This window comes from Gilliamella sp. App2-1, from assembly GCF_001690255.1.
Taxonomy (GTDB): Bacteria; Pseudomonadota; Gammaproteobacteria; order Enterobacterales; family Orbaceae; genus Gilliamella; species Gilliamella apicola_G.
Window position 1 is genome coordinate 20280 of record NZ_LZGR01000057.1, and the last position, 26582, is coordinate 46861.

General features: G+C 35.7%; 24 protein-coding genes and 2 rRNA genes. 13 read left to right on the forward strand and 13 right to left on the reverse strand.

The genetic code is table 11. From position 1 onward, the window contains the following. Positions 1-111 precede the first annotated feature (111 nt). From A9G22_RS07965 to A9G22_RS07995, 7 genes are all read left to right on the forward strand, one after another. Positions 112-1443 carry a CoA-disulfide reductase gene (locus A9G22_RS07965; protein ID WP_075508656.1) on the forward strand — a complete coding sequence of 444 codons (1332 nt, stop codon included), beginning with the start codon at positions 112-114 and terminating at the stop codon, positions 1441-1443. A 95-nt stretch (positions 1444-1538) separates the two neighbouring features. Next, a complete protein-coding gene (locus A9G22_RS07970) occupies positions 1539-2960 on the forward strand; it encodes a cation:dicarboxylate symporter family transporter (protein ID WP_075508657.1) in 1422 nt (473 codons plus the stop codon). 574 nt (positions 2961-3534) lie between these two features. Next, positions 3535-5586 carry a WG repeat-containing protein gene (locus A9G22_RS07975; RefSeq protein ID WP_141670009.1) on the forward strand — a complete coding sequence of 684 codons (2052 nt, stop codon included), beginning with the start codon at positions 3535-3537 and terminating at the stop codon, positions 5584-5586. A 6-nt stretch (positions 5587-5592) separates the two neighbouring features. Continuing rightward, positions 5593-6231 carry a hypothetical protein gene (locus A9G22_RS07980; protein ID WP_141670010.1) on the forward strand — a complete coding sequence of 213 codons (639 nt, stop codon included), beginning with the start codon at positions 5593-5595 and terminating at the stop codon, positions 6229-6231. Beyond that, the gene (locus A9G22_RS07985; RefSeq protein WP_065587222.1) at positions 6231-6842 is read left to right on the forward strand and encodes a hypothetical protein; all 612 of its coding nucleotides are present in this window, start codon (positions 6231-6233) and stop codon (positions 6840-6842) included. Before A9G22_RS07980 ends, A9G22_RS07985 begins: the two co-directional genes overlap by 1 nt. A gap of 56 nt (positions 6843-6898) precedes the next feature. Continuing rightward, complete coding sequence (locus A9G22_RS07990) at positions 6899-9469, forward strand: tetratricopeptide repeat protein (protein WP_082264519.1); 2571 nt, start codon at positions 6899-6901, stop codon at positions 9467-9469. A 100-nt stretch (positions 9470-9569) separates the two neighbouring features. Continuing rightward, positions 9570-9899 (forward strand): hypothetical protein, encoded by a 330-nt coding sequence (locus tag A9G22_RS07995; protein WP_075508660.1) that lies wholly within the window; start codon positions 9570-9572, stop codon positions 9897-9899. A gap of 91 nt (positions 9900-9990) precedes the next feature. Here the strand turns inward: A9G22_RS07995 and galU are convergent, their stop codons facing one another. From galU to A9G22_RS08015, 6 genes are all read right to left on the reverse strand, one after another. Next, positions 9991-10905: a UTP--glucose-1-phosphate uridylyltransferase GalU gene (galU, locus tag A9G22_RS08000; protein WP_065587219.1), complete on the reverse strand. Its 915-nt coding sequence runs from the start codon at positions 10903-10905 to the stop codon at positions 9991-9993. 19 nt (positions 10906-10924) lie between these two features. Next, a complete protein-coding gene (locus tag A9G22_RS11855) occupies positions 10925-11233 on the reverse strand; it encodes a DUF2569 family protein (RefSeq protein ID WP_081297006.1) in 309 nt (102 codons plus the stop codon). A gap of 166 nt (positions 11234-11399) precedes the next feature. Beyond that, positions 11400-11942, reverse strand: a complete 543-nt coding sequence (locus tag A9G22_RS08005) for a hypothetical protein (RefSeq protein WP_075508661.1) — start codon at positions 11940-11942, stop codon at positions 11400-11402. 56 nt (positions 11943-11998) lie between these two features. Beyond that, positions 11999-12130 carry an entericidin A/B family lipoprotein gene (locus tag A9G22_RS11130; protein ID WP_176700253.1) on the reverse strand — a complete coding sequence of 44 codons (132 nt, stop codon included), beginning with the start codon at positions 12128-12130 and terminating at the stop codon, positions 11999-12001. A 44-nt stretch (positions 12131-12174) separates the two neighbouring features. Continuing rightward, positions 12175-13368 (reverse strand): amino acid aminotransferase, encoded by a 1194-nt coding sequence (locus tag A9G22_RS08010; RefSeq protein WP_075508662.1) that lies wholly within the window; start codon positions 13366-13368, stop codon positions 12175-12177. 274 nt (positions 13369-13642) lie between these two features. Then, the gene (locus A9G22_RS08015; protein WP_065587216.1) at positions 13643-14026 is read right to left on the reverse strand and encodes a RidA family protein; all 384 of its coding nucleotides are present in this window, start codon (positions 14024-14026) and stop codon (positions 13643-13645) included. A gap of 193 nt (positions 14027-14219) precedes the next feature. Here A9G22_RS08015 and ffh point away from each other — a divergent pair, with 193 nt between their 5' ends. Then, the gene (ffh, locus tag A9G22_RS08020; protein ID WP_065587215.1) at positions 14220-15587 is read left to right on the forward strand and encodes a signal recognition particle protein; all 1368 of its coding nucleotides are present in this window, start codon (positions 14220-14222) and stop codon (positions 15585-15587) included. A 113-nt stretch (positions 15588-15700) separates the two neighbouring features. Here ffh and A9G22_RS08025 read toward each other — a convergent pair whose 3' ends face one another. Both A9G22_RS08025 and ispB read right to left on the reverse strand, forming a co-directional pair. Continuing rightward, complete coding sequence (locus A9G22_RS08025) at positions 15701-16573, reverse strand: EamA family transporter (RefSeq protein ID WP_075508663.1); 873 nt, start codon at positions 16571-16573, stop codon at positions 15701-15703. 125 nt (positions 16574-16698) lie between these two features. Beyond that, on the reverse strand, positions 16699-17685 hold the full coding sequence (gene ispB, locus A9G22_RS08030) for an octaprenyl diphosphate synthase (protein ID WP_075508664.1): 987 nt from the start codon (positions 17683-17685) through the stop codon (positions 16699-16701). A gap of 154 nt (positions 17686-17839) precedes the next feature. On the opposite strand from ispB, the gene A9G22_RS08035 reads away from it, so the two are divergent. After that, positions 17840-18667: a TonB family protein gene (locus A9G22_RS08035; RefSeq protein WP_075508665.1), complete on the forward strand. Its 828-nt coding sequence runs from the start codon at positions 17840-17842 to the stop codon at positions 18665-18667. 68 nt (positions 18668-18735) lie between these two features. Here the strand turns inward: A9G22_RS08035 and pepP are convergent, their stop codons facing one another. Both pepP and A9G22_RS08045 read right to left on the reverse strand, forming a co-directional pair. Further along, positions 18736-20052 carry a Xaa-Pro aminopeptidase gene (gene pepP / locus A9G22_RS08040; RefSeq protein ID WP_442899748.1) on the reverse strand — a complete coding sequence of 439 codons (1317 nt, stop codon included), beginning with the start codon at positions 20050-20052 and terminating at the stop codon, positions 18736-18738. Positions 20053-20082: 30 nt separating this feature from the next. Continuing rightward, positions 20083-20625 (reverse strand): UPF0149 family protein, encoded by a 543-nt coding sequence (locus A9G22_RS08045; protein WP_065587210.1) that lies wholly within the window; start codon positions 20623-20625, stop codon positions 20083-20085. Between the two features lie 145 nt (positions 20626-20770). Between A9G22_RS08045 and A9G22_RS08050 the strand changes: the two genes are divergently transcribed. From A9G22_RS08050 to crr, 4 genes are all read left to right on the forward strand, one after another. After that, on the forward strand, positions 20771-21103 hold the full coding sequence (locus A9G22_RS08050; protein ID WP_141670011.1) for a hypothetical protein: 333 nt from the start codon (positions 20771-20773) through the stop codon (positions 21101-21103). A gap of 138 nt (positions 21104-21241) precedes the next feature. Continuing rightward, positions 21242-21499 carry a phosphocarrier protein Hpr gene (gene ptsH / locus A9G22_RS08055; protein WP_034911114.1) on the forward strand — a complete coding sequence of 86 codons (258 nt, stop codon included), beginning with the start codon at positions 21242-21244 and terminating at the stop codon, positions 21497-21499. Positions 21500-21551: 52 nt separating this feature from the next. Beyond that, positions 21552-23279, forward strand: a complete 1728-nt coding sequence (gene ptsI, locus A9G22_RS08060) for a phosphoenolpyruvate-protein phosphotransferase PtsI (RefSeq protein WP_075508667.1) — start codon at positions 21552-21554, stop codon at positions 23277-23279. Positions 23280-23288: 9 nt separating this feature from the next. Continuing rightward, positions 23289-23792, forward strand: a complete 504-nt coding sequence (gene crr / locus A9G22_RS08065) for a PTS glucose transporter subunit IIA (RefSeq protein WP_065587207.1) — start codon at positions 23289-23291, stop codon at positions 23790-23792. A gap of 79 nt (positions 23793-23871) precedes the next feature. On the opposite strand, the gene pgi is transcribed toward crr, so the two are convergent. The 3 genes from pgi to A9G22_RS08080 form a co-directional block, all read right to left on the reverse strand. Beyond that, positions 23872-25521, reverse strand: coding sequence for a glucose-6-phosphate isomerase (gene pgi / locus A9G22_RS08070; RefSeq protein ID WP_065587206.1), 1650 nt, complete (start codon positions 25519-25521; stop codon positions 23872-23874). Positions 25522-25678: 157 nt separating this feature from the next. Further along, positions 25679-25794: ribosomal RNA gene (rrf, locus tag A9G22_RS08075) — 5S ribosomal RNA — on the reverse strand. A gap of 169 nt (positions 25795-25963) precedes the next feature. Continuing rightward, positions 25964-26582, reverse strand: a 23S ribosomal RNA gene (locus A9G22_RS08080); the annotation flags it as partial.

Below are 26582 nucleotides of genomic sequence, written 5' to 3' on the forward strand. Positions count from 1 at the left end.
TTTGAATTAATAAATATTAATGCTAAATAGCTATCTATCTCCCCAATAATTTATGACGTATGATAGGATATTATTAATCATTGAATATCTGAGCACTGAGGAGAAAATTAAGTGAAAATCATCATCATTGGCGCTCAAGCCGCAGGTGCAAGTGCTGCCGCAAAAGCCAAAAGAATGAACCCAGAGGCAACCATCCGTATTTATGAAAAATCGAATATTGTCTCGTTTGGCGCTTGTGGTTTACCCTATTTCATTGGTAACCACTTTACTGATGCCAATGAAATGATATCTCGAACACCAGAACAATTTCAAAAAGATGGTATTGAAATTAAAACGTTACATGAAGTCATGGCGATTGATGTTAATCAAAAAAAATTAACCATTAAAGATCACAATACTGGGCATTGCTTTGATGACAACTACGATAAATTATTACTGGCGGTTGGCGCAAGTCCTATTATGCCTGCTTTTAAAAATGGTCAGCTAAAAAACATTTTTACATTACGCGATCTGCACGATGGGTTAGCAATCAAACACGTATTATCAGACCAAAACACCCAAAATGTTATTGTTGTCGGTGCTGGCTATATTGGGCTTGAAATCGCTGAATCGCTGGTCGCCTTACAAAAAAAGGTTAAATTAATCCAATTGGATGACAGAATCCTTGTCGATGCGTTTGATGAACAAATTACCGACCTAATTGAAGAAAATATTCAACAACATTGCGACCTACACTTGCAAGAGCAAGTACTTGGCTTTGAAGGCTCACACAGTGTCACGCATGTGATTACCGATAAAGGACGATATCCCGCTGATATGGTTATTATTGCAACAGGCGTAAAACCAAACAGTGATATCTATAAAGATCTTGGCATCAACACACTTGAAAATGGTGCCATAATGACCAATAGCTTAGGGCAAACCAATATTGCGGATATTTACGCCGCTGGCGATTGCGCCGCGCTTTACCATAAAGTTAGCCATTCAATGGTATATATCCCGCTCGCCACAGGAGCAAATAAGCTTGGTAAAATTGTAGGCGAAAATTTAGGTGGCGGACATTGCGAATATCCCGGCACGATTGGCACTTCAGCGTTAAAAGTTTTTGATATCGAAGCCGGGCGCACTGGTTTAACTGAAAACGAAGCCCAAAAAGCTGCAATCCCCTATAAAACTGTCATAGTTAAAGATAAAAATCACAGTAATTATGTTGCTGGACAAACAAGTGTAACAGCCAAACTTATTTATCATGCCGATACGCGCGTGATTTTAGGTGGACAAATAGCCGGTGGTCAGGGCGCGGTATTAAGAGTGAACACGTTAGCAACCGCTATATGGGCGAATATGAAAATTGACGAATTGGCCATGATGGATTTTCTGTATGCGCCACCCTTTTCCAGACCTTGGGATATTTTAAATATTGCCGGCTCTATAGCCAAATAAGCAGCATTAATATGTATTTATCGTTATACATCAAATCATGTTATTAAACATAGATTGTTAACCAGATAATTGAATTATCAAAAGAGAGGCTAATTATGTCAAATGCCATTTTTCAGGGGACTTTTTTTGAAAAGTTCCTATCAATAACTCATTATCAAACCCTCATTGGTATTGGGCTACTTCTCATCTGTTTTTTTGCGGTGATGAAACCGTTACAAGATAAAAAAGTCAATTTTTCAATTCGTATGTTAGTTGGCTTAATCCTTGGTGCTGTGCTTGGCTTAGGCATTCAAGCTGTAGCGGGCTTTCCTGATACATCAACCATTTGGATGCAGGAAACCGCAACATGGTATGGGCTATTTGGTCGAGCATTTATTGCCTTTATCCGAATGTTAGTGATACCACTTATTTTTGTATCGATTGTCAAAGTGATTCTCGACTTTTCGGGCAAAAAAAATCTACCTCAAATTGCATTTAGAGGGATTTTTTGGTTACTGTTTACAACAGCCATTGCCTGTATCATCGGTATTTTGCTAGCGAATCTATTTGCTTTAGGTGAAATAAGCTCAAGCCCTGTACATCAAGCCCAAGCAAAACAATACACCAATATTATTGATACCTTTGTGAATCTCATTCCAAGTAATATTATTGCATCCATGGTAAATGAAAACATTGTTGGATTAGTCATCTTCTCGGCTTTAATGGGGCTTGCCGCCAATAGAATGGAAAAGAAGAATCCACAACCTATTGCACTTTTTAAAACATTTATCGAAGCGCTTTACAAAATCGTGATGTCCATTGCGATGACAATCATTAAATATATGCCTTACGCAGTCATTGCGTTACTGGCTCGCACTATTATTTCTAATGGAATACCGGCTATTATTCAGGTTTCAAGCTTTGTTGCCGCTATCTATATTGCCACATTGATTATGCTAATTGTGCATATCGCCATTGTCTCGATTCATGGTATTTCACCAATCATGTTTATCAAAAAAGCATTAGGAACATGGTTATTAGCCTTTACTAGTCGCTCATCAGTTGGCTCACTACCTATGACTATCTCAACGTTAACCGTTCGAATGGGAGTGAATACCGGCACTGCAAATTTAGTCGGCTCACTTGGCAGCACTATGGGAATGAACGGTTGTGCTGGTTTTTTCCCGGCTTTACTTGCCGTGATGGTAGCCCATATGGTTGGCATTGAAACGAATATCCAATTTTATATTATGCTTGTCATTGTAGTAGTTATTGGTTCAATCGGCATCGCCGGCATTCCCGGCACAGCAACCGTTGCCGCAACCGTTGTTTTATCTGGTATGGGGATGGCTGAATACTTCCCATTAATAGGGATGGTTTTAGCCGTGGATCCAATTATTGACATGGCACGAACCTTAGCCAATGTATCTGGCGCCATGACAGCGGCTGTGGCAACTGATCGTGAAATTGGCCTTATGGATATGGCTGTGTATAACGATCCTCATATCACCCTTGAAAATGAGCCGTCAGAAGTTTGACGGCAATGAGAAAGTTGTTCTAACCTGATGTAGGTATTAATTTCAAAAAACAACAAAAAAACTTAAATAAAATCAATTGCTTTTCTGACTATTTTTTAATGAGCGATTAAAATTTTTTGGGTAAAACAGAAATTTCTAAAAGCTTTTTATCCAAAGGAAAATCAATAAAGCTTTTTTTACTCGTATCATCGATGATACGAGTAACGCAAGGGGCAATTTATTTACATAACTATCTGTTAACCCTAACATAATCACTTATTCATCCAAAATTCAAACGTCCGACACAACCCTTTCTCCCCCACAACAAAAACTTCTTACTCCCTATAAAAAGTAAATAAAAATATTGATTTTATCCATGTTTTTTTTGTATTTTTTATCCCAAAACATCCTCCCACCGAAACTAACATACCCATTTCAAAATTTCTATTTAAAAAATAACAAGAAATCAATCTCAGTTTATTTTAGAATTAAATATTAATAATCATTAACTTTGCTTTACCATTATTCAATAAACGCTAACCGTAAATAATGAATAAATGGAATATTGTTATTACTGAGGAAAGGAAATAAATAAGTGATAAAAAAAAGATTAAAGAGCGCTTTATATCTAATAAGTTTGGCTTGCTTTTCAATGTCGTCGTATGCTGATGATGCAAGACTTTATGTGCCTTATAAGAATTTGTTACTTGATCGTAGCGGTAAGGTAATTGTCGATAATGAGGGGAATGGAAACTCAATAACTTATAGGGATCATTATTGGATTATACAAAAAAGTAATGATGTTTTTTTTAATAATTTTAATCAAGTTAACAACTTTGAATATTCTTTTGATAAACAAGGTGATATTTTAACTTTCAAACCCGGTGGGTCGTTAACGTATTTAGGTAATGAAAGAATGGCTTATGACTATCAAGATACCCAGGTATCAGTTTTAATTGATACCGATGGTCATTTAATTACCCCCAAAGGCGTTTATTATAAAAAAATCAATCCATTTAATAATGGTTACGCCGAAGTAAAAACACAAGATAATAAACAGGGGTATATTGACTTGCAGGGGCAATTTGTCAGCAAGAATCCCAATGAGCTAAACACCAAATACAATCCACATTGCCAAGACGTAACCCTCGATAAAATTATGCAGCTGTGTGTCAAAAATAATAGTAAATACCTTATTAACAAAAAAACTGGTAAAGAGGTGAATATCGGTAAACAGGCATGGAAGATGGATAGCTATTATTTTGATGAGGATATAGATCTTTCTGGTCAATATTTTTGGGTGAAAAATTATCAAGATAATTACAAGGTATATCAACTTTACGATTACGAAGGGACAATGCTCTATGAAAATAGTTTTTATCAAGTCGCCCCTTTTTATAGTTCGGTAAGTTGGGTTAAAAAGGATAGTAATGAAGATAACTACCGTTTAATTAATTCTAAAGGCGAAACTCTCGACAAATACGATAATTATAGTACCGTTCAAGTCGGTGATCATGTGCTGTTTTATGCTAAAACAAAATCACCAAAAAAAGACTCTAAAGATGGGGAATTTTTAACCAAGATTTTGGATCAGGATGGTCATGTTTTATTCTATGAAGATAAAATCGATGAAACTCAAAACAGTGCTTGTAAGCAAGATTTGATCGTTTTGAGAGATACCCAAGATAACATTGTATGGCCTTTAGATATTGAAAAAGAGTGCTTATTAAACCGATATGTTAATGAATCGGTCGAAATAGATACTTGGAAGGGTAAAAAAAATAAGGTCGTTGACATCCCCAAAGATAAAATAGGTGAAATTGTCAGCTATTTTGCTGCTAAAAAACATAATGAAAACACCGATATAATAAATCACACCGATAATGAAACCTATTTAACAGGCCCTGAAACGGTTAATATTGAGGGTATTGCTGATTTAACTATACCAAAAGGTTATATTTATTATGAGAACCCTTTTCTTGAAAAGAATTGTAATCGTTTTTTGATGCCTGCATACAGCAATAATAATCAATTGTGTATTTCTATACATAATGTTGGCTATATTGATTTAAAGGCAGAAAAAAAGCAATTTGATGATCCTCTGCGTCTGCAAGAAATAAAAAATCATTTACAACGCAAAGTGATAAATTACCACAATCGCTATCAACATTTTGAATGGTTAATAGAGCCACAATTAGATGTTGAAAATCACACAATGAAATTTGGTTATCGTTATATCTTTGAACGTATCCGCGAAAATAACAGACAAGGAGTTATTACCGGTCAGATTATTGCTCAAGTCATTTTTGTTAAAGATCATATGATTGTTTTAACCAACACCCCTAACAATATGTTAGCTAATTCTGCGCTAATCGAATTTGATTGGGCTAAGCAAATTAAAGCACGACCAGAATATCAATTTGATAAGCAACCTGTTTATCGCTGTAGTCAATTTGCGTTAACAGATTCGGCACTTTCTATAGCAAATTTTGATTATCTGAATAAGGGACGTTGCTTTCCAATATCATTAACTGAACTTATTTATGCTAAGGAACAACAACATGATTCAAAAGAATTAACTAGCCTGCAAAATGCATTGTTTTTTGAACCATTTTATTATCATTCTGATACAGGTATAGGGCGTTAACACTTTATGAAATTTAAGAAATATATATCATCTTGTCAGTTATGTATGGCATTGATGTTAACCATCGTTAGTAATCAGTCACATGCGGATGCGACACTTAATTTAACATCTGAACAGTGGCAAAAAGAAATTCAACAACGTTTTGATGCAATTAATGAGAATGGTGAACCCGTTGAATGCGTTGTATTTGTAAACATTGATAAATTCCCTTATCACTTTGATTATTCTAGATTAGTATCAGAGCCTCTATTGATGGCGGTCGATGCCGAATTAGTTGATGAGTCGATCAAAGTGAGAAGTCACTCTGAGCAAAATTATCGATACACTTATCACCTCACCGAAAAAGGGAAACGCTACTATAAGGCTTGGCCTAAATTACGGCATTCTGGTTTTTGTTTTGGTAAAGTCACGGTTGAAAAAATAAGCAAAACCGATAAGATTGGTAATTATGTTACTGTTGAGTACCAATATAAAGTGGAAGATTTTCCTGCCAATATTGAGCCTATTTTATCAAAACAAAATTCGTATATTAATAATCCATCAAGAATCGCAATCGCTACATTTAGTTTAGATCAAAACAATCAGCTTTATAGCGTGTCAGGAATTGGTTTAATTACCCACATCTACGAAGGATGGCATCAATAATGAAATTAAAAACACTACTTATGTTGCTTTGTGGTTTGTCGCTTGTGGCTTGTGATAACAACATTAATAAAGATAAATTACAATCGACAATCAATAATAATCAACCATTGTGTTATTCTTTACCTAAAGAAGTAAGATCATTTCCTAAAGATATTTTTGATGACAATATCGGTGAAGATAATCTGAATGATGAACTATTAGATATCTTTGTCGATTTAAACTTATTAACTAAACGTAAATTATCCATAACCAAGTTGGATGGGTCATTAACTTATGCCACAAGATATCGATTATCCCAAGAAGGTAAAACGTATTTTAATCCAGAAAAAGGGGGTTTTTGTTTTGGCAAAGTTGAAATTAATGATGTGTATAACACTGAGTCGGTTTTAATAGGATATAATAAACGCAGTAAAACGTCAAAATGGGTCTATTATCATTATTTCTTTAACGATATTCCTGATTGGGCAAAAGATAAACGCCTAACACAATATTATATAACTCCTTTGCTAAACACCGAACGGCTTTATGATGCAAAGGCAATTCATTATCAACCTAGTTTATATTTTTCTTCATTTGAAGTTGATAAAACTCCATTAATCCAACTTCGCTAAATTGAAGGAAGATCGTTATCTATTTTGTAATGTACTAAAAAATAAGATGTAATAAAATGAATAATATAAGAATTTTGTTTTTATTGTCCATGTTTTTGGCTTTCCCATGTTGCACATTTGCAAGCGTCATCTATCAAGAAGATTGGTATTTAGCTATCGAAAAGAAAGACAGCGTTGCCCAATATAAAATCGCTCAGGCTTATAGCCCTTTAACAAAAAACGATAGTTATTATTGTCACCCTAATCAGTTATATTTTAGTCATCATAATAAAAAATTGTCAGGTTGCCGCGATAAATCTGCCGATAAATATATCGAGTTTTTAACAAAATCGGCCGAAAACTTATACCCTATCGCCCAAAAAGATTTAGGTATTGCTTATATTAAAGGAGAATTGGTGCCTAAAGATATTAAAAAAGGGCTTTATTGGTTAGAAAGGGCTGCCTCACCGATTTCAGACAAAGCAAAATTTCGAATCATTGAAGGCACATTTTGGTTAGCACAGCCAAATGGTAAAAAAATTGGCGTCGGCGAAGCCCATTATTGGTTAGGATTGCTTTATCACGAAGGGACGGAGGTTAAAGCCGATTATACTAAAGCAATCAAGCATTATAAAATAGCTAGTACAAGTACCGATTGGGGAGTTTATAATCTTGCACAATATCAACTTTATAAACTCTATCAAGATAAGCTCAATGATCCCAAAAAGTCACTCTACTGGCTTGAAAATACAGCAAATAATACCGGAAAATTTGTTGATGAACAAATGTTAGAAACGTCAATGCAAATGGCTAATTACTTTTTGGATGGTGGGCAACCCGACGGTTCTAAATTAGATACTCCTAATTACCTTTGGGCAGCAAAATGGTTATTAAAAGTAGCCGAACAATCTAACATATCAAAAGAGTCTAAACAAATAGCAGCTTTCCAATTAGGGTGGCTTTATTTAAATGGTTTAGGTGTAGAAAAAGATATTGGAGAAGCAATAAAATATTATCATTTAGGCATGTACCAAGATGACCTAACAGACTATCAGATGAACTTAAAAAAATATAAATACGTTACATCTTCAACTGATATGTCATTGCAAAATCAATTTTTACATCAAGTTATTACGCCATTTTATATAAACAACTTTGATATTGCTGAAGCCCAAAAGGTTATCGACGTTGTTTTTGCAGATAACCCTAAAGATAAAGAAGTTTTTTATGAAAAACTGATAGAAGATCTAGTCGAAACACTTCAAGTTGAAAGTTATGTTTTATTACGTAAATTTGAATCTATTCCTCTTTTGCTGAAACTTGCCCAACAACAGGAAATGGCTTATGGTTTTTATCGTGATGCTAGAAATATTGAAGGTAAAACAACTAATGAATTGATAGATCTTTATCAATCAGCATTAAAAATTAAACCCAACAATCCGACAGCGCTTTATCAATTTGGTACGTTATATGACTTTATTCTTGAGGATGAAAAGACAGCAATAACCTATTACCAACAAGCGGCTGAATTAGGCAATTCAAAGGCAAATTATCGGTTAGGTGTCATTTATTATTTAGGCAAAGGCGTTGAGCAAAGTTATCGTGAGGCTTGGCAATATCTTGATTTGGCAGCTAAGCAAGGTTATCAACCCGCACAGGATTTTTTGATCACAATTGATAAATCTCATCCTGAATTTGATTGGTTAACAACCCAATATCTTAATCATCAACAAGTGTACCGTTCTCCAACGGTTATGGTTGATGGAATGGATTGGTTACAAACTCAAAGCGAAGAGAACCAAAACGATAAAGCCACATATCACCAAATAAGACATGATTCAAATGGGAATGGGCTAAAAACGTATCAAGGTTGTAAAGCCGCATTGTCACTTGCAGCTAATGGTGATACTTTTGCACAAGGTGAGTTGTTAAGTCAAATGAGTAACGGTGCAGATTCTTTTATTTGTACACCTAAGAAAGAGTTGCTCTTTAGTTGGATTGATAGCAGTAATAAAAATGATCACAAGAAAGCATTTTTAAAATTACAATATTATAAATTATCAAAACAATATAAAGAATTCCAAGCTATGCTTAAAGTTCAAGTTGCAGGTAATAATCCTTATGCAATATTTGAACTGGCACAAAAACAGGTTAATTTGCCAAATAATACCGTGCTACCTTATATAAAAACATTACTAAAATCAGGCAGCCCAGCTGCTGCAAGGCTTTTAGCTTTTTATTATGAAAATACAAATATTAATACGTTTGAATATACTAAATTAGTTTTATTACAAAATGATTTAAGTCAGTACTATTTAGATCCTGAAATTAGCGAATACTATCAAAAAAATCGCTTCTCAAAATACTTTTATGCAAATTTAAAATTATCCTCGACTGATATTTATAAAATATGGTTTGAACTTGCACAAATGCATGAACAAGGAATAGAAATTCCGAAAAATAATGTGTTAGCTTTAGTTTGGTATCGTTTATTAGTTGAATATAATCAAACCAAAGCAACAACAAAAGTAGCGCAAATTAGTGCTCAATTAACCGAAGAACAACAAGCAGAAGTGAATAATATATTAAGTAACTATCGTAATTTATATCGTTTTCTTCCGTTAACACATTTAGATATAAATGAATAACTAGCTAAGTATGATAATGCTTAACTAAAACAAATAAATCAAACCGCCGCATTCAATGCAGGCTGGTGTTGTGATAGTAAGTTAATATAGGTAATAAGATATGAGTAATATTGTTATTGAAAAAAAAAGTAAATCAATTAGCCACAAAGTACTTTGGGCATTAGGAGCTGTTTTTCTAACATTGGTTATTAGTGGTGGCTATTATTTTTTTAAAAATAATGCTTTTTTTGCTAGTCAACCAGTACCTCAACAGCCAAAAAACATCAAAATTACTGAAGTTACACCTCGATTTTTTGGTTATTATCGGCATCCCCTCGTATTCAATTGTATTGAATACGATGGAAAGCGCATTGAAATATCCAAAATAGACTATTATGAAGATAGTCCCAAGGAGCTACAAAATATACGCGAAAATTGCATACCTTTTTAAAGGTAAAATTGATATTAATAAAATATTCAAATTTAAGAATGAAAAAAGACGCAAACTGCGTCTTTTTAATATTGTTTGATGTTATATAAAACTAAAGCGTCTTTAACCACGCTTTAACATCTTTACCTAAACTTTTGTGACGTATTGCGTATTGAACAAAGGTTTGCACATAACCGAGTTTATTACCACAGTCGTGGCTACGGCCTTTTATGCAATAAGCATCAACACTATCTTCTTCAAGTAGCATGGCAATTGCATCGGTCAATTGAATTTCACCACCAGCACCTAATGGTGTTTTGGCAAGTAAAGGCCAAATCTTTTCAGATAATACATAGCGTCCAACTACCGATTGGTTTGATGGCGCTTCTTCAATTGATGGCTTTTCAACAACACTATACATTTGTGCAATATTACCTGCTGATAGAGCCTCACCACGACAATCAACAATACCATAAGAAGACACTAATTCTTTTTGCACTGGCTCTACCATGATTTGGCTATGTTTGGTTTCATGATAATTGTTGATCATAGCCGCTAGATTATCTTTGGTAAGATCACTTTCATATTCATCAATAATCACATCGGGCAAAACGACAGCAAAGGGTTCATCACCCACCAATGGATAAGCACATAATACCGCATGACCAAGTCCTTGAGCTAAACCTTGACGGATGCTGGTTATTGTTACATGCTTAGGTAAAATGCATTTTACTTCTTGCAATAACTGACGCTTAACTCTGGCTTCTAACATGGCTTCTAATTCAAAACTGGTATCAAAATGGTTTTCAATTGAATTTTTTGATGAGTGTGTAACAAAAATAATTTCAGTTATTCCTGCGGCAATACACTCTTTAACCACATATTGAATAAGTGGCATGTCAACAACCGGAAGCATTTCTTTTGGAATAGCTTTAGTTGCTGGTAACATGCGCGTCCCTAAACCGGCAACAGGGATAACCGCTTTTTTGACTTTCCCACTAGCTGAACTTTCTAAATTTGATGTCATTTTATTTCCTTAAAACAAATTAATTAATAATAGCGCTACAACTACCTTCACTACAGCAACCATTAACAAATGTATTTTTGACTCGCACTGACTTTAACACATAAGGGATCCAAATACAGTTAGAAATGATTACTCTACCAATACATCTGATATCAGAAAAATTAAATTCAAATTGCAATATTAAAAGGTTTAAATATATATTTAATAGCATGAAAACAATATCACTGATTTTAAATGTAATAAAAAAAATAGCAAATTTATAATTTTTAGTAAAATATAGATATATGATATAGACGTTTAAAAGCAAAATTAAATTCGTTAGTCCGATTTCATTAAAAAAACAACTAAAATTAGCTAGGTAAAGTTCTAATGAGGATCAGGTAATTGTGACCATATGCCACTAAATACAATCATATTTAATGCATAAAAAATAAGAAAAATAACGCCAATAATATTTATAATTAAATCAATACCGAAAAAAATTAACCAATCGCTTAATCCTTTAAGTTCTTTTGCCTTGGTGATTTTTGTGCCTGTTTAATAATTGATAAATCACTAGATTGAATTAGTAAGGAATTATCCCTATCTTTGGCTAAAGAATCAATAGCGATATAAACGATTTGGCAATTCTGTAACACGGCTTGTCTTACTACGAATTTGGCTTTACGGTCACGCGCTTCTTTTTGAGCTTTACTGATATAAAGGTCATCGTATCCATCATCATATAAAGAAGCCCTTTCGAACAAATTTGGAGCTCGCCAAAATGTTTCTTTGGGATAATCTCGTACCAAAATTTGATCAGTTAATTTACCTTTTATTCCGGCATAATGACTTGGTAAAAGTTTGCTTTCTCGGCTTTGGGCAATATAAATATGTTGATAATTTTTTATATTTGAGGGGAGTTTATTTAATAAGAATTCAAGACCTGATAGGTTTGAATACTGGCAATTTTCCAGCGTTAAAGGTGCCGTTCGAAAGTTTAACGAACCGCACCCAGTAAGTAAGAACAATATCACTATAGACAAAATACGTAACATTTTTACTCTAAAAATAGTTAAAAAGCGAAAATATTGCTAGACATATATATCCTTAGTTACAATTTATCACTCACTTTTTCGGCAGTATGTGAAATGGCCTTTCCGCCAGATTCAACATCTTGACCAACACCTTTAACGGTGTTACATCCAACAACTAAAGTTGCCATTACTATACCTAATATTAACATTAACACTTTATGGAACATAAAATATACTCCTTTTAGTAACATGTTTATTTTAATGTAGCAAATGCTTCTGCCACACGATCGATATTATGGTGATTTAAACCCGCTACACACATCCTTCCGCTGCCCACCAAATAAACAGCAAAATTATCTTTCAATTGTGTAACTTGCTCTTTATTAAAACCGGTATAACTGAACATGCCTCGCTGTTTAACCAAATAATCAAAATTACGATCAGGTACAGCTTTTTTTAATAATTCAACCAGAATTGATCGCATGGTTACAATGCGATTTCTCATTGATTCGACTTCTTTAAACCATTGCGCTTTAAGCTCTGGATGATTTAATACATAACTAACTAACTGCGCACCATAAGCTGATGGACTTGAATAATTTTGGCGAACAGTAGCTTGTAACTGCCCTAATACGCGACCAGCGGCTTGACTGTTATCACATAAAACAGATAATCCGCCAACACGTTCACCATAGAGTGAAAATGTTTTCGAAAATGAGTTACTAACAAATCCACACAAGCCTGTCTCTGCCATTTTTCGAATCGCATAGGCATCATCATCAATACTTTCGCCAAAACCTTGATAAGCAATATCCATAAATGGAATAAGATCACGGGCCTTTAACACCTCAATCACTTTATCCCACTGCGTATGTGTTAAATCTGCACCGGTTGGGTTATGGCAGCAAGGATGAAGTAACACAATGCTTTTAGCAGGTAGTTGATTTAATGTTTCAAGCATTGCTTCAAATTTTACGCCACAAGTTTGCTCATCAAAATAGGGATATTTGTTTACCTTAAACCCGGCACCGCTAAAAATAGCGATATGATTTTCCCATGTTGGATCGCTGACCCATACTTCAGATTTTGGGAAATAGCGAAATAAAAAATCAGCCCCTATTTTAAGAGCACCTGAACCACCTAACGTTTGTATCGTTGCGATACGTTTATCTTTATAAGCCGAATGATCTGCACCAAATAATAGAGACTGAATTGATTGGCAATACGCTGGCAAACCACTCATTGGCAAATACAGCTGTGCACCTTGATTGAGATGATAAATATCATCACGAGCAGTTTTTATACATTGCAATTGGGGAACGACGCTGTTTTCATCATAATAATAACCAATACTTAAATTCGTTTTATTATCTCGGCTATCATTCATAAACTCAGCGACTAACGATAAAATGGGATCCCCTGCATACGATTCTACTTTTTCAAACATGTTCACAATCCAATTGGCACAAAAAACAACAATAAATATTTGTAGATTATTGCACCAACTTTATTGGCAATCAATCATTAAATAGCAGTTTAACAATAAATAATTAATTTGATCTTTGGTTAGAAAATGGCTGTATTTTTGATAGTAAAAAGTAATAGATGAGATAACTAAAAATATAACGTGTTTTAACCCGCTTTTTTACACTAAACCGTATGGTTTCCTGAAACTTTTTGACAAAAATTAGCACCTTTTGGTGCTAATCAGGTAAGCAAATTTATTTAGCCGCAATGACTTCAATTTCGACTTTAGCATCTTTAGGAATTCGGGCAACTTGCACGCAAGAGCGAGCAGGGAAAGAGGCATTATTTTCAGTGAAAAATGCTTCGTATACCGCATTTACCGCAGCAAAATCATTCATATCAGCTAAAAAAATAGTTGTTTTTACGATATTACTGACTTGATAACCTGCCGCAGTGACAATCGCTTTAACATTGGCTAAACTTTGTTTGGCTTGTTCTTTCACACAACTAGGCATTTCACCTGTAGCGGCATCTAGTGGGATTTGTCCTGAGGCAAATAACATATTACCTAAATCGACCGCCTGAACATAAGGCCCAATAGCGGCTGGTGCTTTGTCAGTACTAATTACTTTTGCCATACTCGATGTTCTCCTTATTTATAATCTACCCTGCTTTTTAATAACTAAAATGGTTAAGGTATTCGCTTCTTGTTTGTCCTCATTTCAACAGGATCGCAATTTGCTGTCAAGTTGGCGCAAAATTATGATCGTGGGACTTATTGAAATTTTCTGATATGATAATGACAATTTTTTATTTATTACGAGAGTTAATATGTTCGAAAATTTAACCGACCGTTTATCACAGACATTCCGCAATATCAGTGGTCGTGGGCGACTATCTGAAGACAATATTAAAGATGCGTTGCGCGATGTGCGTATGGCATTACTCGAAGCTGATGTTGCCCTGCCAGTGGTTCGTGAATTTATTAATCAAGTTAAAGAAAAAGCCGTTGGATTAGACGTCAGCAAGAGCCTAACACCGGGACAAGAATTTATCAAAATAGTTCAAGATGAACTTACAAGCGCAATGGGTGAAGTCAATAGTTCGCTCAATTTGGCAACCCAACCACCTGCTGTTATGTTAATGGCAGGGTTACAAGGTGCCGGTAAAACAACTAGCGTTGCTAAACTGGCTAAATTCCTAAAAGAAAAACAGAAAAAGAAAGTACTCGTGGTTTCTGCCGACGTTTATCGACCCGCTGCAATTAAACAGTTGGAAACACTGGCTAAAGCGATTGATGTTGAGTTCTTTCCATCTGATATTACTGAAAAACCGGTCAGTATTGTAAATAAAGCTATTTCTCATGCAAAATTGCAATTCTTTGATGTACTTATTGTCGATACTGCGGGTCGTTTGCATGTTGATAACGCCATGATGGATGAAATCAAAGCACTGCATCAAGCCATTAATCCAATTGAGACATTATTTGTGGTTGACGCCATGACTGGGCAAGATGCAGCCAATACGGCTAAAGCTTTCAACGATGCTTTGCCACTTACCGGTGTAATTTTAACCAAAGTTGATGGTGATGCGCGTGGTGGTGCGGCGCTATCCATTCGTCATATTACCGGTAAGCCGATAAAATTCTTAGGGATGGGTGAAAAAACTGACGCTTTAGAGCCGTTTTATCCAGATCGTATTGCTTCGCGCATCTTAGGTATGGGTGATGTGCTATCTTTGATTGAAGAATTACAACATAATGTCGATCGCGAAAAAGCAGAGAAAATCGCCAAAAAACTGAAAAAAGGCGATAAGTTCGATTTTAATGACTTTCAAGATCAACTCAAGCAGATGCGTAATATGGGCGGAATGGGTACTCTGCTAGCTAAATTACCCGGTGTGGGTCAACTTCCTGATCATATCAAAGCGCAGATGGATGATAAAATCACCATCAAAATGGAAGCTATCATTGGCTCAATGACATTAAAAGAACGCGCTAATCCTGAAATCATTAAAGGTTCACGCAAACGCCGTATTGCAAACGGTTCTGGTACCCAAGTGCAAGATGTTAACAAACTCTTAAAACAGTTTGAAGATATGCAAAAGATGATGAAGAAAATGAAAGGCGGTGGCATGATGAAGATGATGCGCCAAATGAAAGGGTTAATGGGTGGCGGTATGGGATTCCCGCCTCGTTAAGTCATTACAAACGCTTGTTTCAACGAAAATCAGTGATAGCAAACTACCACTATCACTTTTCCGCAAAAATATCGCGCTTATAAACAGCGCGATAATACTTGCCATTGACAAATTTAATTGCTTGGTTTAATCGATTTAACCTTTGTTGGCCTGCTCATTGTAAGTACTGTACCTATCGATGATATAATAATAAACACAATGGCTATCCACTGATAGTGGGTTAATTGTTCATGCAAAACAATAAATCCAGAAAGTGCGGCAAAAACAGGTGACAAACTCATTAATGTACTAAATGTTTGCGCGGGTAATTTGGGAAGTGCAATCATATCCAAACCATAAGGAATGGCCGATGCTAATAACGAAACCACAAAAATCAGTGGTAGCAACTCCAACGAAAACAGGGCACTGCCAGTTTGCCAGATGCCGATAGGAAATAAAAAGCACGAAGCAATGCCCGACCCAATCGCTACACTTGCTGAGCCATAAATAGCACTCGCTTTGCGACCAAATAAAATATAACATGCCCAGCCACTTCCCGCTAATAGCGCAAATAAAATACCCATTGGATCTAAATTACTTGACGCTTGAGTTAGAGGTAAAAGCATAGCCAGCCCCATAATTGCAACACTTAACCAAATAAAATCAAGCACTTTCCGTGAAGCGCACATCGCCACCATAATAGGCCCTGTCAGTTCAATGGCAACAGCAATACCAAGCGGAATTCTGGCGATTGCGTTATAAAACGCTAAATTCATGCAACCAATTGAAATACCATATAAAGATATGTATTTCAGTGCTTGTTTTGTCATTGCTTTGCGCCACGGTTTGAAGATTAACACTAACATAATTGCCGAAAAAAATAATCGCCAAGCTGTCATCCCCTCTGGCCCTAACACAGGAAATAGATATTTGGCTATAGACGCACTGCCTTGAACCGAAATCATCGAAATAAAAATTAACAAAACAGGCCAAGACCTTTTTAGCATAAATAATTACCTTAATTGAAGTTTGAAGTTATTGTATATAAAACTCATGACAAGAAGTTTCAGGAAACCATGCGTTTTAGTATAAAAAACGCATGGTTTTATTGATTTATTGGCTCATTGGTAAGTTAGTTTTCTCTTTTTACTGACAATAAGGCAAGATCTTGTAACGCTTGTTTATAAGGCGAATCAGGTAAAATGGCAATAACGTCAAATGCTTTTTGCGCTTCTTTTTGAGCGGTTTGTAACGTAAAATCTAGCGAACCACATTCGTCCATGATGTTTAAAATGCGATCTAACAATTGTCGACCATTACCTTGCTCTATTGCTTGACGAATTAATGCTGCATCTTGGGCATTTTTAGTGTGGTGCATTGCATGTAAAAGCGGTAAAGTGGGTTTACCTTCATTCAGATCGTCCCCTAAATTTTTACCTAATTTTTCATTACTATCGGCGCTATAATCCAGTAAATCATCAATGATTTGAAAGGCTGTGCCTAGATATTTGCCATATTCCTGTAAAGCCAACTCTTGCTCTTTATTTGCACCAGCTAGCACCGCAGCCGAATGCGAAGTTGCCTCGAATAAACGAGCCGTTTTGCGATAAATCACTTCTAAATATTGTTCTTTAGTGATATCGGGATCGTTACAATTAATTAACTGTTGTACCTCACCTTCAGCAATCACATTGGTTGCCGCCGACATAATCGTCAATACTTTAAAAGATTCAGTACGCACCATCATTTGAAAAGAGCGAGTATAGATATAATCGCCAACCAGTACACTAGCGGCATTGCCAAAAAGTGCATTGGCGGTTGATTTGCCACGGCGTAAATCTGACTCATCAACAACATCATCATGCAATAAGGTTGCTGTATGAATAAATTCAATAAAAGCCGCGGTAATAATATGTTTATCGCCTTGATAGTTAAGTGCTTTGGCAATTAACAACGCGATTACTGGGCGTATGCGCTTTCCACCACTACTAATGATGTAATTGCCTAACTGATTGATCAAAGCCACATCAGAACTCAGTTCTGCTTGTATTGCTTGATTCACTTTGATTAAATCTTCTTTAACAAGATCGAGTATTTGATTCATTGACGCAGTATTCATCAGCCTAACCATTATAAATAACAGATATTTACTTTCTATTATCTGATAAATATCATGAAGCAACAAGGTGTCATCTATCATATTTCAAAAAACACTACAAATGATAAGCATTTTCATTTAGAATGCTGACCTTAAGTTAAAAATGATTATTATTATGAAGATTAACTTTGATATAGACATAGATGATACCAAGGTCCCTTTGTGTCCGACGAAAAAACAACCTATAAATGCCTATGCATGTACATCGGTATCTGTACTGTCGCATCTTGTCTTATTTGCACTGCTCTTTAGTTCCGCCTTGTTTGCTAAAAACATTGTTGTTGATGCAGGTGATAATTCGATTAAAGCTATTATGGTCGATATCTCACAATTAGCTGCACCAAAACAATCATTAGTAGAAAATACCCCCGAAATTCCAGGCGTGGAAAATAGCGAACAGATTGATAACAAACTAATCGAAGAACTTCCCATTAAACCTGTTATTGAGCCTAAAGTTGTTAAAGAAGAACAGCCTGAACCTATTCTCGAAAAAATCCTCGATAAGCCTATTATTGAGCCCAAAAAGGAAGTTGTCGTCAAAAAAGAACCAAAACAAAAGAAAAAGCGTCCTCCTGCTCAAAAAGCATCACGTCAACAAGTTAGACAAGAAGTTATTAGCGACAAGGTTGCTAACACTGCTGTAGCACCGCAGATTTCAGATAATCGTCAATATTCTGGTAATCCTTTGCCAATTCGGCGCAACCAACCTGAATACCCACGCCGAGCGCTAGATATGCGCTTGGAGGGTTATGTAGTCGCGCTATTTGATGTAAACAGTGATGGACGAGTTGAAAATATTCGGATTATAGAAGCAAAACCTAATAATATTTTTAATCGTTCCGTGATTAATGCCATGAAAACATGGAAATATAAGCCAATTGCGGCAAAAGACCTGAAAATAAAAATTATTTTTAACCGCAATAAATCAATTAGTTTGAATTAATAACGAGAGATATAGACAACAACAAAAGAGCCATAACTTCTGTTTAAGAAATTACAGCAATAGCGTAACTAATGAGTAAGTGTGTTTGCCATCAATTGTTCAATTTGATACGGATCTTTAGGTACATTACTCGTCAACACGTCATTTCCTGTCTCAGTAATTAAGATATTATCTTCAATCCGAATACCAATGCCTTTATATTGTGCAGGTACATCTGCGTCTTGATTAATATAGAGTCCGGGTTCAACGGTTAATACCATCCCTGGCGCTAAAATACGATCTCGACCACTACCAACATCATGCACATCTATGCCTAGCCAATGTCCTAAACCATGCATATAAAATGCAGTGTAATCTTTATTGGCAATTAACGTTTCCACATCACCATGCATAATGCCTAATTTAATTAAACCTGCTACCATCGTTCTGACCACATGATTATTCACTTCCATGATTGATGTACCGGGCTTAAATAATTGAATCGCTTGATATTGCGCTGCTAACACTATGTCATAAATCTCACGTTGAGCTTGGCTAAATTGACCATTAACAGGAAAAGTGCGAGTAATATCACCTGCATAGTATTGGTATTCACACCCAGCATCAATCAAAACTAAATCTCCATCCTTTAGCTGCTCACTATTATTTTCATAATGTAAAATACAACCATTATTACCGCCGCCAACAATAGTGTTATAAGATGGAAAGCGTGCTCCATGCCAAGCAAATTCGTGTAAGATTTCAGCTTCTAGTTGGTATTCAAACATTAATGGTTTACACTTTTGCATCGCTCTAACATGGGCTTGCGCACTAATTTCACAAGCTTGGCGTAAAATTTTGATTTCAAAATCTGATTTAAACATACGCATTTCATGGACTATCGGTCGCCAATCAATCATGCTGTTGGGGGCAGAAAGATTCATTCGGCTACCTTGTCGTAAAATACGCATGGCACTATCAACAATTTTATCGGCATAGGCATACTGTTGATCGGCATGATAAATCGCCGTTTTGCCATTTAATAAATCGGGTAATATTGTTTCTATCTCATCAAAGGGATGCGCCTTATCAACCCAAATTGCGCCTAATGCGGCTTGTTGACCTAAACGGTAACCAGTCCATGTTTCTGCAAGTGCATCTTTTTTACGATTAAATAATACATATCTAGGCGTATTATCATTTTGTTTCACCACAGCAAAAACGGCTTCTGGCTCGGCAAAAAGCGTAAAATACCAAAAATCGCTATTTTGCCGATATGGATAATGGGTGTCATTACTACGCGCGGTTTCAGGAGCTGCAAAAAAAAGCGCAATACTATTTGGCACCATTTGCGCTAATAATCTTTCTCGACGTGCAAAAAGTTCTGTTTTGATATCAGTGTTTATCATTGTAATGACCTTGAAAATGTATAATTATTAATGGATTGTTGGGATGATATCTGACTCATTAAATTCATCAAAACATAGCATAGAAGTGATGCGAACATACTCTTTAATCTCTTCAAAAGCAAAACCAAGCTCTTGTTGATCTTCAGTTTCATCATAACCCAGTTTAACAATTTGCCGTAGGTCATAAATCGCTTCGCCCACATCGCCTTTGATATAATTAATTTTAGGTTGTACAAGACCAATACCAAGTAAGAAATGATTTATCCAGCCGACTAAATCATCAAGCTGTGAATATAAATCTTTGTCACTGATTAATAATTGAAAGCTAAAATCTTCATCAAAGAACTGTTGCTTAATAATCGTATAAAGTTGACTAATTTTCTCATCTAATGATGCTGGCATTTTTTCACCATTATTTAACATATCTTCAACCAATGGCCGCCAGCTTTCATCATAATTACCTCCAGCTAATATACCTGAAAGAAAACCATGCAATTCGGCTGCGGTAATACCTATTTTATTCTGGATTAGTAAACGATTAAATTCGTCGTAATTAATAGTATCTGACATAAAATTCCCCTAATCTTGTTACATCACGAAAAAATGTACTCTGCACTTTCTTCAATTATTAGTATATAATTTGTATATAATTATAAATAATAAACAGGTTACTGTGCTTTATAAAGGAATTATTTTGAATATTGTTGGATTTATTATGCAATTGTCTCTGCAACTATTATTTCTTGCAGGATTAACATTCTCATTAACCTCCTGTAGCTCGTTTTTATCGAATAAAGGCGTAATTATCCTTGATGTGCAAGATAAAATACATACCAATGTAACCAGCAAAGATTTACCTAAAAATTATACATTAGGTACTAGTGCACAAGAACTACAACGATTTGAAACTTTCTGCAGAGAAGAGATCCGCGCATCACAACTTGAAGGTAGTGAAGAAATCGTTTTTGAAAATATAAAACATGGAATCCATGGACAGGTAGAATTTAAAAAATGCAGTGATAAAGTCACTCGTATCTACCGATACTAATAAAATATAGCTATCTTTATAAATTATAACTAATACGATTGACTTAATATAAAAGATCTATGAAATCTTACTAGCCTTTCAGGCGGTTTTTATTTATATTGGTCACTGAAATAACAATATTTTTGGGAGTAAAATAATATGTACAAACAAGATGTAACTATTACTGCATCTAACGGTCTTCATACCCGCCCTGCTGCGCAATTTGTGAAAGAAGCAAAAAACTTTAATGCAGAAATCACTGTCACATCTAATGGCAAAAGTGCTAGTGCTAAAAGTCTATTTAAATTACAAACATTAGGCTTATCACAAGGCACAACTATTACTATTTCTGCCGAAGGTGAAGACGAAAAAGAAGCAGTTGCCCATTTAGTAAAATTAATTCCTGAGTTGGAATAATAACTCCCAATTAGCTATGAACGGTTTTAAAATTGAATAAGGATTAAATGTTATGGTATCAGGTACACTTGTTTCCCCAGGTATCGCTTTTGCTAAAGCGCTATTATTAAAAGAAGAGCCTATTGTTATTAGTAATAGGCAAATTCTTGATAACAAGATTGACGCTGAAATAGAGCGCTTTAAGGAAGCTCGAGAAAAATCAAGCAAACAACTACATGCTATTATGGAACGAGCAAAAACCACATTAGGTGAAGATAAAGCGGCTATTTTTGAAGGTCATATTATGCTTCTTGAAGATGAGGATCTTGAACAAGAAGTTATTTCTCGTATTCAAAGTAAACATTCAACCGCTGATGCCGCTGTTCAATCTGTCTTTGAAACTCAAGCTAAAGAACTTGAAAATCTAGATGATGAATATCTAAAAGAACGTGCAGCAGATATTCGTGATATCGGTAAACGTTTACTCAAGAATATTTTAGGTATTGAAATTGTTGACTTGAGCGCTATTACTCAACCATGTATCTTAGTTGCAACTGACTTAACACCTTCTGAAACAGCTCAGCTAAACTTAGAGATGGTATTAGGTTTTATTACTGATGCTGGTGGGCGTACATCGCATACTTCCATTATGGCTCGTTCTTTAGAAATTCCAGCTATTGTAGGAACATCTAATGCCACCCAAGAGATCAAGCAAGGTGATTTTGTTATTTTAGATGCTATAAATAATGCTATTTATATCAATCCAGATCACACCACTCAAGAAAAGTTAAAACAAGTTCAAGCTAAATATATTAGCGACAAAGAAGAACTAGCTAAATTGAAAGATCTACCGGCTGTAACGCTTGATGGTCACCAAGTAGAAATTTGTGGCAATATTGGTACAGTGCGAGATATTGCAGGTGCTGAACGTAACGGTTATGAAGGTGTTGGTCTATACCGTACGGAGTTCTTATTTATGGATCGTGAAGCTTATCCTGATGAAGAAGAACAATTTAAAGCTTATAAAGAAGTGGCCGAATCAACCAATGGTTTATCCGTAATTGTCCGTACTATGGATATCGGTGGTGATAAAGATGTGCCTTATATGCATTTACCAAAAGAAGAAAACCCATTTTTAGGCTGGCGTGCAATTCGTATCTGTTTAGATCGTAAAGAAGTTCTTCATGCACAATTACGCGCAATTCTACGAGCGTCAGCATTTGGTAAATTACGCATTATGTTCCCAATGATTATTTCTGTGGAAGAAATTCGTACATTAAAATCTGAAATCAATAGTCTTAAAGAACAATTAAATGCCGAAGGTAAAGCGTTTGATAAAAATATTGAAATCGGTGTAATGATTGAAACACCTGCAGCAGCCGTCATTGCACATCACTTAGCCAAAGAAGTAGATTTCTTTAGTATCGGAACCAATGACTTAACACAATATACGCTTGCTGTTGATCGTGGTAATGAACTTATTTCACACCTTTATAATCCATTTTCACCTTCAGTGTTAACGTTGATTAAGAATGTTATAGATGCTTCTCATAAAGAAGGAAAATGGACAGGTATGTGTGGTGAACTTGCAGGTGATGAAAGAGCCACAATCTTATTGCTTGGCATGGGACTTGATGAATTTAGCATGAGTGCAGTATCCATTCCTAAAATTAAAAAATTAATTCGCAACACTAATTATGAAGAAGCGAAAAAATTTGCTAATACTGCGCTAGAAAAAGCAACATCAAAAGAAATTATGGATTTAATTGAAAATTATACTGCTGAAAAGCAAATTTGTTAGGAGACAATGATGGGTCTATTCGATAAAATTAAGCAATTAGTATCTGATGATAATAAAAACAGCATCGAAATTATTGCACCCTTAAGTGGCGAAATTGTCAAAATCGAAGATGTACCAGATGTGGTTTTTGCTGAAAAAATCGTTGGTGATGGAGTAGCAATTAAACCTTCTGGCAATAAAATTGTTGCACCATTAAGTGGTAAAATTGGCAAAATCTTCGAAACCAACCACGCTTTTGCTATAGAATCAGATGAAGGTATTGAACTTTTTGTTCATTTCGGAATTGATACTGTAGAATTAAAAGGTGAAGGTTTCACTCGAATTGCTGAAGAAGGTCAACAAGTAAAAGTAGGCGATACCATTATTGAAATCGATCTACCGCTACTTGAAAGCAAAGCCAAATCTGTATTAACACCTGTAGTTATTTCTAATATGGAAACCGTAATAGAGTTAACTAAATTATCTGGCTCTGTCGAAGCAGGTAAAACTGCAATAATGCGTGTAAAAAAATAATTATTTCATTATTATAAAAAAACCTTCAGTTTTGGCTGAAGGTTTTTTAGGTTAAAACATATCTATTTTTTAAGACTACTTAACGCCACTTTTTGTATTGGTTAATTAAGTTATTAGTTGAATCATCATGAGAACTTACTGGTTTATTATCTGATAATTCAGATAAAATACGTCCAGCTAATTGCTTACCAAGCTCAACACCCCATTGATCAAAACTAAAGATATTTAAAATAATCCCTTGGGTAAAAATCTTATGCTCATACATGGCAACTAACGCACCAAGGGTATAAGGGGTGATTTTTTTCACTAATATTGAATTAGTTGGCTTATTGCCATCAAAGACTTTAAATGGTACCACAGAGTTTACTTCGTCAAGTTTTTTACCAGCAGCAATAAATTCTTGTTTAACTTGCTCTTTTGTTTTACCAAAAGCTAAAGCTTCGGTTTGTGCAAAAAAGTTAGATAACAATTTCGGATGATGATCACCAACTGGATTATGGCTAATTGCTGGAGCAATAAAATCACAAGGAATAAGTTTAGTTCCTTGATGAATTAATTGATAAAACGCATGTTGACCATTAGTTCCCGGTTCGCCCCAAATAATTGGGCCGGTAGTATAAGGTGTTTTATTGCCACTTCGATCGACACTCTTACCATTTGACTCCATATTACCTTGTTGGAAATAAGCCGCAAAACGGTGCATATATTGATCATAAGGTAAAATCGCCTCGGTTTCTGCACCACAAAAATTGTTGTACCAAATACCAATTAACGCCAGTAAAGTTGGGATATTTTTATCAATTGGCGCACTTTGGAAGTGTTTATCCATAGCATGCCCACCAGCTAGAAATTGTTTGAAATTATCAAAACCGATTGATAACACAATCGATAAACCAATGGCAGACCAAGATGAATAACGTCCACCAACCCAATCCCAAAATTCAAACATATTGGCGGTATCAATACCAAACTTTTCAACTTCCTTTGCATTAGTTGATAGTGCAACAAAGTGCAAAGCAACCGCTTTATCGTCTTTTGCCGCATCAAGTAACCATGATCGTGCCGTTTGTGCATTAGTCATGGTTTCTTGTGTAGTAAAGGTTTTAGACGCCACTAAAAATAAAGTGGTTTCAGGATTTAAACCTTTAACAGCTTCAACAATATGTGTACCGTCAACATTTGAAACAAAATGCATATTTAAATGATTTTTGTAAGGACGTAGCGCTTCGGTAATCATATGAGGACCCAGATCTGAACCGCCAATCCCAATATTAACAACATCAGTAATTGCTTTACCTGTGTAACCTTTCCATTCGCCACTAATGATTTTTTTACTGAATGATTCCATCTTAGCTAAGACAGCATTAACATCATCCATCACATTCTTACCTTCAACATAAATTGGGGTATTTGATAAATTACGTAACGCAACATGTAATACTGCCCGATTTTCTGTACGATTGATTTTTTCACCACTATACATAGCATTAATCGCACCAGTTAAATCACATTCATCAGCAAGTTTATACAGTAATTCTAGCGTTTCTTGTGTTACTCTATTTTTTGATAAATCAACCAAAAACTCATCTTCAAAAGGAATACTCAGTTTTTCAACTCGGTTAGGCTCCTCTTTTAAAAGTTGAGCAATGGTTTTATCTTTATTTTTTTGATAACTAGCTTGAAGGGATTTCCAAGAATGGGTAGTAGTTGGATCTATTGACTTTAGCATAATTTATTCCTTAAATAATATCGCATTGCAGCCATAATAGCATTGCAGCCATAATATGGCTATGCCTAAAATGATGCAAGATAAGGATCTTGTCAATAAAAAAATGCCAAAAGCAAAAAAGCCCAGCATCACTGCTGGGCTCTCTCTAAATTTAAAAGTCTGGCGGCACCCTACTCTCACATGGGTAATACCCACACTACCATCGGCACTACGGCGTTTCACTTCTGAGTTCGGCATGGGGTCAGGTGGGACCACCGCGCTATTACCGCCAGACATATCCTGTCTTCTCTTCTTCTACATCAATGATGCTATAATAAAATATTATACCTCTTCACCATCAATATCTCAATCCAGAACAAACTGCTTTATCATTCTTTAATCAACCTCAGTCAACCTAGAATATTAAAAACTCTCGCGTAACCCCAAAACAACTCCGAGTTGTAAGGTTAAGACTCTCGGTTCATTAGTATCAGTTAGCTCAATGTATCACTACACTTACACACCTGACCTATCTACGTCTTAGTCTCAAACGGACCTTACTGAATCTCTTCAGGGAAAACTCATCTCGAGGCTAGTTTCGTACTTAGATGCTTTCAGCACTTATCTATTCCGCACGTAGCTACCGGGCAATGCAATTGGCATCACAACCCGAACACCAGCGGTGCGTTCACTTCGGTCCTCTCGTACTAGAAGCAAACCCTCTCAATTTTCCTACGCCCATGGCAGATAGGGACCGAACTGTCTCACGACGTTCTAAACCCAGCTCGCGTACCACTTTAAACGGCGAACAGCCGTACCCTTGGGACCTACTTCAGCCCCAGGATGTGATGAGCCGACATCGAGGTGCCAAACACCGCCGTCGATATGAACTCTTGGGCGGTATCAGCCTGTTATCCCCGGAGTACCTTTTATCCGTTGAGCGATGGCCCTTCCATTCAGAACCACCGGATCACTATGACCTACTTTCGTACCTGCTCGAGCCGTCACTCTCGCAGTCAAGCTAGCTTTTGCCATTGCACTAACCTCCTGATGTCCGACCAGGATTAGCTAACCTTCGTGCT